The following is an 8,874-nucleotide window of genomic DNA, read 5'->3' as shown; positions in this document are numbered from 1 at the left end:
TGGGGACGGCGCCCGCCGGGCGGGTTCACGGATAGGCGTCGAAGTCCTTCGTGCAGTTCGGGTTGTCCATCTCAACGGAAAGCACGTCCCGCGGATGCCGCTCGAAGAGATAGGCGCATCCGCGATCGGCGTCCGGTTCGGCCTCGATTTCCTCCAGATGCTCGAAGCCCAGAATGGCCGGGGTCCCCGGCCGGCCTTCGAAACACGGCCGGGCGAGCGACCGGGCGGAATTCTGAAACGCGCGGACGATCTTTGCATAGTCGGAGGGTTCCAGCTGCGGCTGATCGACGTGGGCGATGAGCGCCCCGCTCCAGCCCGGCCGCAGCGCTCGCAGGCCCCGTCGGATGGAGCGATGCATGCCCTTCTCGAATTCCGGATTAAAGGCGGCGTCGGCCCCGATCGCGCGAAGTTCGGCCTCGATGCGGTCGGACCGAAAACCGGTGACCACGACGATTTCACCGAAGAGGCCGGCTTCCTTCATCGAGCGGAAGACCTTTGAGAGAAAGCTTTCGCCGTTCCACGGCAGGAGCGGTTTGAACCCCCCCGCCCGGGAGCCCTTTCCCGCCGCGAGAAGAATCGCCGAAACCGGTTTCATCGAACCCTCAAGCCCTCGCCGCGTTGATCACCGCGGGGCTCAAAGGAAGCCGCCGCACGCGGACGCCGCAGGCCTCGAACACCGCGTTGGCGATCGCCGCCGCCGTCGGGACGGAGCCCGGCTCGCCGGTGCCCGTCGAAGGGGTGTCCGGATCGGAGGTGAACACGACGTCGATGGCGCGGGGCGCGTCCCGGAACGTGGCGATGGGATAGTCGAGCCAGGTCTCGGTGATCACCGCGCCGTCGCGATGCCGGAGTTCCTCGAGCAAGGTCCAGCTGGCCGCTTGCTGGATGCCGCCCTCGATTTGATTGAGAGCCCCGTCCGGGTGCACCAGCCGTCCGGGGTCGGCCGCGCACCAGACGCGTTCCAGTCGCACCCGCCCGCTCATCGAAACGACGACCTCGGCGACCTCCGCGATGTAGGTGCCGTGGTAAACCGCGCAGGCGACGCCGAACCCGCGTCCGGGCTCGCGCGGACGCCGATCCCAGGCGCTGCGCTCCCGGACCGTCTCCAGCACCCGCCGGAGTCTCGCGTCCTCGACGAGCCTCAGGCGAAACCCGATCGGGTCCCGGCCCGCGGCGTGCGAAAGCTCGTCGATGAACGATTCGATGACGAAGACATTGGGGGCCGCCCCGAGGGAACGGAACGCCCCGGTGCGGATCGGGGCGGGTGCGACCTGCAAATGCACCTCGGCGTTCCCCAGGCGATACGGCGGCAGGGCGTTTCGCCCGGCGGTCATTTCCGTCACGGCCGCGGGGACGTCGCCCGCGCCGTATAACTGAGGGTTGGTCCGGATACGGCACCGCCAAGCGGCCAAGGCGCCGGCGGCGTCCAGCCCGGCCTCCAGGTCGGCCTCGAAGGCGGGACGGTGCGGGCTCCGGCGGAACTCCTCTTCCCGCGTCCACTGCACCAGCACGGGGCGCCGGGCCGCGCGGGACAGGCGGGCGGCATCCATCGGGGCGTCGTTCATGTTCCCGCGTCCGTACATGCCGCCCATCGCCTGCGGGTGGACGCGGACGCGCCCGGGCGGAACCCCGAGAAGCGCGGCGACCTCGTCCCGCAGTCCGAACGGGCGCTGGGTCGCCGCGTAGAGGTCCGCGCCGTCCGCGCGCACGTCGGCGACCGCGGCGCTCGGCCCGATGGGCGCGTGGGCGATGTGGGGGACGTGGTAGCGGGCCTGGAGGGTTCGCGCGGCGGCCGAAAACGCGGTCTCGACGCCGTCGTCGCGCCGAAGCACGAGATCGATCGGCTTTGCGGCCGCGGCTCCGCCGGGGCTCCATTCGGCAACGAGCGCCCGGACCGCGGCCAGCGCCACCTCGTCCCGCTCGGCCGCGACGCCGACGAAATCCTCTTCGCGCACGACCGCGACCACGCCGGGCAGCGCGCGCGCCGCGCGGTCGTCCAGCGCGGCAAGTCGCGCGCCCCGGGCCGGTGCCTGCAGGACGCGGCCGCGAAGCATCCCGGGGAGGCGCACGTCCGCCGGGTAGCGCGCGCGGCCGGTGACGATGTCGAAGGCTTCGAGGCGGAACGGCGCGCTCTCGTCGGGAGCGGCGGTCCGGGGAGCGGGCGGAGGTTCCGGAACGACGCCGGTCAAGGGCTCGCCGTCGGTCAGTGTTTCGTACGCGATCGATCGCCCGTCGCGCGCGACGACGCGCCCGTCCCGGATGTCCAGCTCGGCGGCGGGGGCGCCGAGGCGCCGGCCCGCCCGCTCGAGAAGCAGCCGACGCGCGTACGCCGCGGCCGAGCGCAGGCTCCGGCCGTCGGTCGCGGTCGACATGCTGCCGAACGTGCCCATGTCCCAAGGGACCCGGTCGGTCTCCCCGAGCTCGACGCGCACGCGCGCGAGGGGCACGGCGAGCTCCTCGGCGATGATCTTCGCGAAGCCCGTGCGGATGCCCTGACCGTACTCGACCTTCCCGGAGCGCGCCACCACCGTGCCGTCGCGCTCGATCACGATGCGCTGCTCCACGCGCTCCGGGGGCCGCTCGCCCCATCCGCCGGGTCTCGGCCGGCTCACGGGATCGCCCTTTTCACGGCGCGCAGTGCGCGAAGGTAAATACCGCAGCGGCAAAGGTTCGGCGCGAGCGCGTCCCGGATCTCGTCGTCCGTCGGACGGGGCGTCCGCGCCAGAAGCGCCGCCGCCGAGATCAGCATCCCGCCGGTGCAGTAGCCGCACTGCATCGCGTCCTCCTCCACGAAGGCCTGCTGGACCGGATGAAGCGTTTCGCCCCGGCCCAGGCCCTCGACCGTCGTGATCGCCTTCCCGGCCGCCTCTTCGACGCCCAGTGTGCAGGCCGCGACGGCGCGTCCGTCCGCAAGGACAAAACAGGCGCCGCAAACCCCGCGGCCGCAGCCGTAGCGGGTCCCGGTCAAATTAAGATCGTCGCGGAGAATGCCGAGCAGCGGGGCGCCGGGCGGGACGTCGACCTCGTGAACAGAGCCGTTGACATTCAAGTAAAAGCGCATCGTCGCATCCGAGGGCCTTCGGGTTGGAGTGGAATTTGTGTCATCCCGTTCATTCAGCTTCGAGGGCCGATCATAACAAATCCGGCGCCGCCCGGGCAAGATGGGCGGGAATCCTCCGCGGCCGGGGGCGAAATAATCCGGAAGGGGCGTCGCCGGTCCGCGGCGGTTAAGACGCCGGGTCCCCGAGTCGAAGGCGATACCCCATGACCGTCAAGCCCGGGGAGGGATGGAAGTCGAGCTCGGGCGCGCGCACGAAGCCCATCCGTTCGTACATGCGTTGGCCGGCCCGCATGAAGTCGCTTGTGTGCAAGGTCAGGTCGGCGGCGCCCCCGCGGCGGGCGCGCCCGATGCATTCGCTCAGCAGCGCGGCCCCGATGCCCCGACCCCGCTCGGCCGGCGCGACGGCCAGCAAACGGACTTCCGGGCGCTCGATCGTGACGCGGGCGCCGTCCGGACGGGAAAAAACGGTTCCGGCCGGGTACAGCAGGACGGCGCCCGCGATCGCGCCGTCCCGCTCGGCCACGATTTGCTCGGCGGAACCGGCCTCGGCGAGCGCGTTCAAAATTCCCTGCCGGTACCTCTCCCAGTGCGCGGGCATCACGGCCGCGTATTCCCGGAAGGCGGCCAGCGTCACGGTCCGGATCGCGTCCCGATCCCCCGCGCGCGCGTCGCGAAGTTGAAGGCCCTTTTCCATTTCATCCTTTTAAATCGGGTTGACTTTTCCCCCTGTCACGGCGATCTATGGTACTCCGGACGGGCGTCAAGATCAACGCCGCGCGGTTTGACTTTCAAGGAAAGGGGTGCCAAAATACGTTTCGTCATGCCGCGCCTACTTCTCCTGACTCCGCCCTTCACCCAGCTGAACACCCCTTATCCCGCGACGGCTTACCTGACCGGCTATCTTCGGTCCAAAATCGACACGGTCTTCCAGGCCGATCTGGGCCTCGAAACCTTTCTGACGCTCTTTTCCCGCCCGGGTCTGATCCGTCTTTTTGACGCGATCGATTCCGTCGCGGCGCGGAATCGGATGTCCGGCCCGGCGATCGAGCGGGCCCTCTTGTTGAAGGATCGTTATCTCGACACGATCGAGCCGGTGATCCGGTTTCTGCAGGGGAGCGATCCTTCCCGGGCGACGTTGATCGGCCGTCGCCGATTTCTGCCGGAAGGGCCCCGGTTTTTGAACCTGGACGACGATCATTGGGCCTTCGGGAGCCTCGGCCTGACCGATCGCGCGAAGCACCTCGCCTCCCTTTATCTGGACGATCTGGCCGATCTCATTCGGGCGACGGTCGATCCCCGCTTCGGGCTCAGCCGCTACGCCGAACGCCTTGCGACCTCCGCGACCTCCTTCGACCCGCTCGGCCAGGCGCTACAAGAACCGCCCGGTCTGATCGACCGGATGCTGGAGGAGGTCCTGGATCGGGAGATGAAAGCCGTCGGGCCCCATCTCGTCGGGATCACGATTCCCTTCCCCGGAAATCTGTACGGCGCGCTCCGCTCCGCCGCGTTCATCCGCCGGCGGTATCCCGGCGTCAAAATCGCGCTCGGAGGGGGGTACGTCAACACGGAGCTGAGGGAGTTGTCCGAGCCGCGCCTCTTCGATTTCGTGGACTACGTCACCCTCGACGCCGGAGAGCGGCCCCTCGAGGCCCTCCTGGAAGCGTTCGACGCTCCGGAGATGGGGCGGCTGTGCCGGACTTTTATTCGCCGCGACGGAGCGGTTCAATATATCGACACGGCGCCGGAGCCGGAGCTTTCCTTTGCCGGGAGCGGGACGCCCACCTATCGCGGCCTTCCGCTTCGGAAGTACCTCTCGCTGGTCGAGATGCTCAATCCGATGCACCGGCTCTGGTCGGACGGCCGCTGGAACAAGCTGACGGTGGCGCACGGCTGTTACTGGAAAAAATGCGCCTTCTGCGACATCGGGCTTGATTACATCCGACGCTACGAGCCGGCGCCCGCGACCCTCCTGGCCGACCGGATCGAGGCCCTGATCGAAGAGACCGGAGAGAACGGCTTTCATTTTGTCGACGAGGCGGCGCCGCCCTCGCGCCTGGCCGATCTGGCGCTGGAACTGCTGGATCGGGGCCGCGCGATTTCCTGGTGGGGAAATATCCGCTTCGAAGAGGCCTTCACCCCCGACCTTTGCCGGCTCCTTTCCGCCTCCGGCTGCATCGCCGTCACCGGCGGGATGGAGGTCGCCTCCGACCGGCTTCTCGCCTTGATGGAAAAAGGGATCACCGTCGCGCAGGTCGCACGCGTCGCGCGGGCCTTCACCGAAGCGGGGATCATGGTCCACGCCTATTTGATGTACGGATTTCCGACCGAGACGGCCGGGGAGACGATCGAAAGCCTGGAGCGGGTCCGCCAACTCTTTGCCGCCGGGATGCTCCATTCCGCCTTCTGGCATCGATTCACCGCCACCCGCCACAGCCCCGTCGGTCTCAACCCCGGCGCCTACGGAATCACGATCACCGGCCCCGCCCCCGGCCGCTTTGCGAACAACGACCTGACCCACGTCGATCCCTCCGGCTGCGATCCGGAACGATTCGGGCCGGGGCTCGCCAAGGCGATCTACAACTACATGCACGGGGTCGGGTTCGACGCCGACGTACGGACCTTTTTTGATTTCCCCCTCCCAAAACCGAAGGTCCCGCGGAATCTCGTCAAAGCCGCGCTGGCGGCCGCGCCTTCCTTCCGTGACGATCGGGAGCGGAGGATGGTTTGGCTCGGCGGGGTTCCGGCGGTTTCAAAAGGCTCCTCGTTGTTCCTCCCCGGCTGGGGAGAGGATCGCAAAATCCGGGTCGAGCCGTCGATCGCCGCGTGGCTTCGGTCGCTCTTACATGAGTCCCGCCCGCGGGGGCGAAAAGGCGCCCCTTACCCGAGGCTCGCGGACGCGGCCCGGCGCTACCCTGCTAAGTCGAAAAAATCGTTTGGAGTATTTTTGAAAAGCAGGGAGTGGAAGGCGGTCCGGGAGGCCGGGCTACTGCTTCTTTAGATTGTTGTTCAGCCCGAAAGAAAAGGGGACGGGCTGAACTACCCCCCTCTTTTACTCCACCGTGAACGTGACCGAAGCGGAAGGGCCGATCTCCTCATGACGCCGCGTGGCCAGCTTCGCGTCGATCCGGTGCGGGCCGGGAGGGAGATTTTTGAGCCGATAGCGGTTCCCCTTTACAATGGCCTCGAAACGTCCATCGACATAGAGATGCACAGCGTCGCCCCGCGCTCCCTTGTCCACGGTCAAATCCAGTTCAATGATCGGCCCGTGAACCGTGGCTCCGTCCGTGGGGTTGGTAATAACCACACTTCCCACGTTCTGGGCCCATGCCGCGGGCGAGCCGTAAATCCAAAGAAATGCGCCGAACAGAATATAAATTACAGCAAGTCGCTTCATTGTTCTTGCCCTTTGTTCACAGCAATCCGTCATCTCGCATAAGCTGGAAACCCGTCCATATCCGTATTTCCGCTCGTCAGATTATTCAGGTAACCTCCGTTCGGACTCACGAGCCAGATATCGAAATCTCCGTCTTGGTTGGATCCAATCGCGATGTATTTGCCGTCCGAAGACCAGGCCGGGGTCAGCTCGGAGTAGACCGTGCCGTCCGAATTCGTCAGTTTGGCGATATCTTTGGTGCCGACGGGTACTTTTTGAAGCTGATAGAACTGCTGATCCCATCGTCTCAGGAAGGCGATTTCCCGGCCGTCCGGACTCCAGGCCGGCGCCGCATCCAGCCAGGGCCTCTGGGGATCACAGGTCACGGGCCCGATGGAATTGCCCGAGGCGTCCATCAGGTAAATCACAAAGCTTGTGGGATTGTTACAGTCCGCCGGATCCGGAGGCCACCGAGTATAGGCGATCCGGCTCCCGTCCGGCGAGAAGGCGGGGTGTCCGTTAAACGAGCCCACGGCGGTCGTATCGATGGGAGGATAGGTATGCGTCAGTTGAACTTCATTGCCGCTTGAGACGTCTCTGGCAAAGATCTCTACCACGGAAAAAATCTGGACGCCGGATACAAATCCTTCAGGCGGTGTTACATCCCGTTCAAAAACAATCTTGCTCCCATCCGGCGACCAGTCCGGCCAGTCTCCTTGCGTGAATTCAGTTAACGCACCGGTGGGGATATCCAATAGATAGATTCGGGGCCCATCGACGGTAAAGGCCAGGGTTTTTCCATCGGGAGAGGGCGCGAGCTTGCTGATCGTGATATTGGGATCGGGATTGTCATAGACCAGTTCCTGGTTGCTTCCATCCGCATCCATTCGGAAAATTTTGTACACGCCGGCCCGCTTCGAGACATAGTAAAGCGGGGCGGGGGTCACGGCCCCGATCACGGCTCCCTCTTCCTGTCCTAACTTTCCTCGAAATACTACAATATATCGCCCCGGTTTGATGTTATCCGCAGGGCGGGGGAAAGAAATCGATATTTCCTGTCCTGGATTCAAAGGGGCTGAAAGAGGATAATCAACCAGATACTGACGGGTAATGTTAAGATCATCGTAATATACCGAGAGATCCCCGATTGTCCCGCCGGCGGCAAGATCAAAATATGAATCCATCGTCTCGGAAGAGACATTCTTGACCTTAAGCCCATCCTGGACTGGAGTGACTTCTATTTGTCCGCGAAAGAAGTAGTCGAGTAGACCGGCGGAGTAGCTAATGGCCATAGGGATGAGACGGCCTGCATACTCTTGGTAAACGTTTGGATCCCTGTTGTATTGCCACCCCTCTATAACTGTTAAAGGTGGAATGTAAATACTCGTGTAAGAAACAGTTGCTAATAAGTTAGCCTGGTAACCATGAACATAATAGACTTGGTCCGTCTGCCCATCTTCTGCGATTTCTTCTTTTAAAATGGCATCAGTAAATTCTTTTCGAGGATGCGGGAAATAATGGGCGTCAGTCTTTGAGAAACGTTCAGTGAATATGGTGTCCTCGCTGAAGAAATTGTAATTAGTGTACTCAGCCAATCCGGTTAATGGACCTTGTTGAAGTGGAGAGTCGACGTAGGTATCGGTGTCCCAGAAGCTTCTTAATTGAAAGTTTGGAGGGAAAGAGAACGTTGTCGCCGAAAAACTAAGGGGGTTAACATGTCCCAGTATCCAAGGTTCATATCCAAATGCGCCTAAAACAGGAATAGCCGATATAAGATGCTGATCATTCCTGACATGCTCCGGCACTGAAGAATCCTGTACCAGGTGAACTACTTGTCCCAGAGCCCGAAACATTTTAGCGAACTGATCGTTCCTCTCAGTTTTAGTTTCGGATATCAATGCGTTGTAAAAATAAGTTCTGGTATTAGTCCAGGACCACTCATTCTCTGGATCTGAAATTGCCCAGTCAACTGCGGACTTGCCTGAAAACACGTCGGAAAGCCCTGCGTTTGTAAGGGGATTATGAAAATGATTGCGAGAGCGGCTACCATAATCCTCAAATGCACTGCCATCCACAATCCAAGCATCATATGTTTGAGAGCGACCTGAGGAAATATCCATAAATAGGGAATTTACGGGGATCGCTAAATTTGTTCGTATATAACCATCGATGTTGCTCTTCAGCACCGATGACCTTGTTATATCCTGATGTGTTGGAATGCTATATGCAAAACTACCTTGGGCAGACAAAATCAGGCAGAACTTAATTAGCAATAAACTTTTACTCTTGATTCTCCATCTCATGGGATCTCCAGCCTTCATTATTCACGCCTACTCATGATTTAATCTCTCGATTGTTCCCAAAACAAACCTAAGATGCACCCTATCAAGCTCCATGCGACTGTTCCGATAATTGGATAAAATGCCATGACAATAACTGA

The 8,874-nt window shown here is 62.5% G+C and carries 7 protein-coding genes; 1 reads left to right on the top strand and 6 read right to left on the bottom strand.

All coding sequences use genetic code 11. From position 1 onward, the window contains the following. Nucleotides 1-25 precede the first annotated feature (25 nt). The 4 genes from VLY20_09925 to VLY20_09910 all read right to left on the bottom strand — a co-directional run bounded on the left by VLY20_09925 (nucleotide 26) and on the right by VLY20_09910 (nucleotide 3,755). Complete coding sequence (locus VLY20_09925; protein HUK56962.1) at nucleotides 26-595, bottom strand: nucleotidyltransferase family protein; 570 nt, start codon at nucleotides 593-595, stop codon at nucleotides 26-28. A 7-nt stretch (nucleotides 596-602) separates the two neighbouring features. Then, nucleotides 603-2,564: a molybdopterin cofactor-binding domain-containing protein gene (locus VLY20_09920; protein ID HUK56961.1), complete on the bottom strand. Its 1,962-nt coding sequence runs from the start codon at nucleotides 2,562-2,564 to the stop codon at nucleotides 603-605. A gap of 44 nt (nucleotides 2,565-2,608) precedes the next feature. After that, nucleotides 2,609-3,061 (bottom strand): (2Fe-2S)-binding protein, encoded by a 453-nt coding sequence (locus VLY20_09915; GenBank protein ID HUK56960.1) that lies wholly within the window; start codon nucleotides 3,059-3,061, stop codon nucleotides 2,609-2,611. 166 nt (nucleotides 3,062-3,227) lie between these two features. After that, a complete protein-coding gene (locus VLY20_09910; protein HUK56959.1) occupies nucleotides 3,228-3,755 on the bottom strand; it encodes a GNAT family N-acetyltransferase in 528 nt (175 codons plus the stop codon). Nucleotides 3,756-3,881: 126 nt separating this feature from the next. On the opposite strand from VLY20_09910, the gene VLY20_09905 reads away from it, so the two are divergent. Further along, nucleotides 3,882-6,059, top strand: a complete 2,178-nt coding sequence (locus tag VLY20_09905; GenBank protein ID HUK56958.1) for a radical SAM protein — start codon at nucleotides 3,882-3,884, stop codon at nucleotides 6,057-6,059. 51 nt (nucleotides 6,060-6,110) lie between these two features. Here VLY20_09905 and VLY20_09900 read toward each other — a convergent pair whose 3' ends face one another. Next, complete coding sequence (locus VLY20_09900) at nucleotides 6,111-6,455, bottom strand: hypothetical protein (protein ID HUK56957.1); 345 nt, start codon at nucleotides 6,453-6,455, stop codon at nucleotides 6,111-6,113. 29 nt (nucleotides 6,456-6,484) lie between these two features. Continuing rightward, the gene (locus VLY20_09895; GenBank protein ID HUK56956.1) at nucleotides 6,485-8,737 is read right to left on the bottom strand and encodes a hypothetical protein; all 2,253 of its coding nucleotides are present in this window, start codon (nucleotides 8,735-8,737) and stop codon (nucleotides 6,485-6,487) included. Between the last annotated feature and the right edge of the window lie 137 nt (nucleotides 8,738-8,874).

It is taken from the genome of Nitrospiria bacterium, assembly GCA_035517655.1.
Lineage (GTDB): Bacteria > Nitrospirota > Nitrospiria > JACQBZ01 > JACQBZ01 > JACQBZ01.
The sequence above is the reverse complement of the archived record's forward strand: the minus strand, read 5'-3'. Positions and strand labels throughout refer to the sequence as shown.

What these genes read in the sequence shown, in the direction of transcription:
- VLY20_09895 (HUK56956.1), bottom strand. Translation starts at nt 8,737, where the DNA reads ATGAGATGGAGAATCAAGAGTAAAAGTTTATTGCTAATTAAGTTCTGC.
- VLY20_09925 (HUK56962.1), bottom strand. Translation starts at nt 595, where the DNA reads ATGAAACCGGTTTCGGCGATTCTTCTCGCGGCGGGAAAGGGCTCCCGG.
- VLY20_09910 (HUK56959.1), bottom strand. Translation starts at nt 3,755, where the DNA reads ATGGAAAAGGGCCTTCAACTTCGCGACGCGCGCGCGGGGGATCGGGAC.
- VLY20_09915 (HUK56960.1), bottom strand. Translation starts at nt 3,061, where the DNA reads ATGCGCTTTTACTTGAATGTCAACGGCTCTGTTCACGAGGTCGACGTC.
- VLY20_09905 (HUK56958.1), top strand. Translation starts at nt 3,882, where the DNA reads ATGCCGCGCCTACTTCTCCTGACTCCGCCCTTCACCCAGCTGAACACC.
- VLY20_09900 (HUK56957.1), bottom strand. Translation starts at nt 6,455, where the DNA reads ATGAAGCGACTTGCTGTAATTTATATTCTGTTCGGCGCATTTCTTTGG.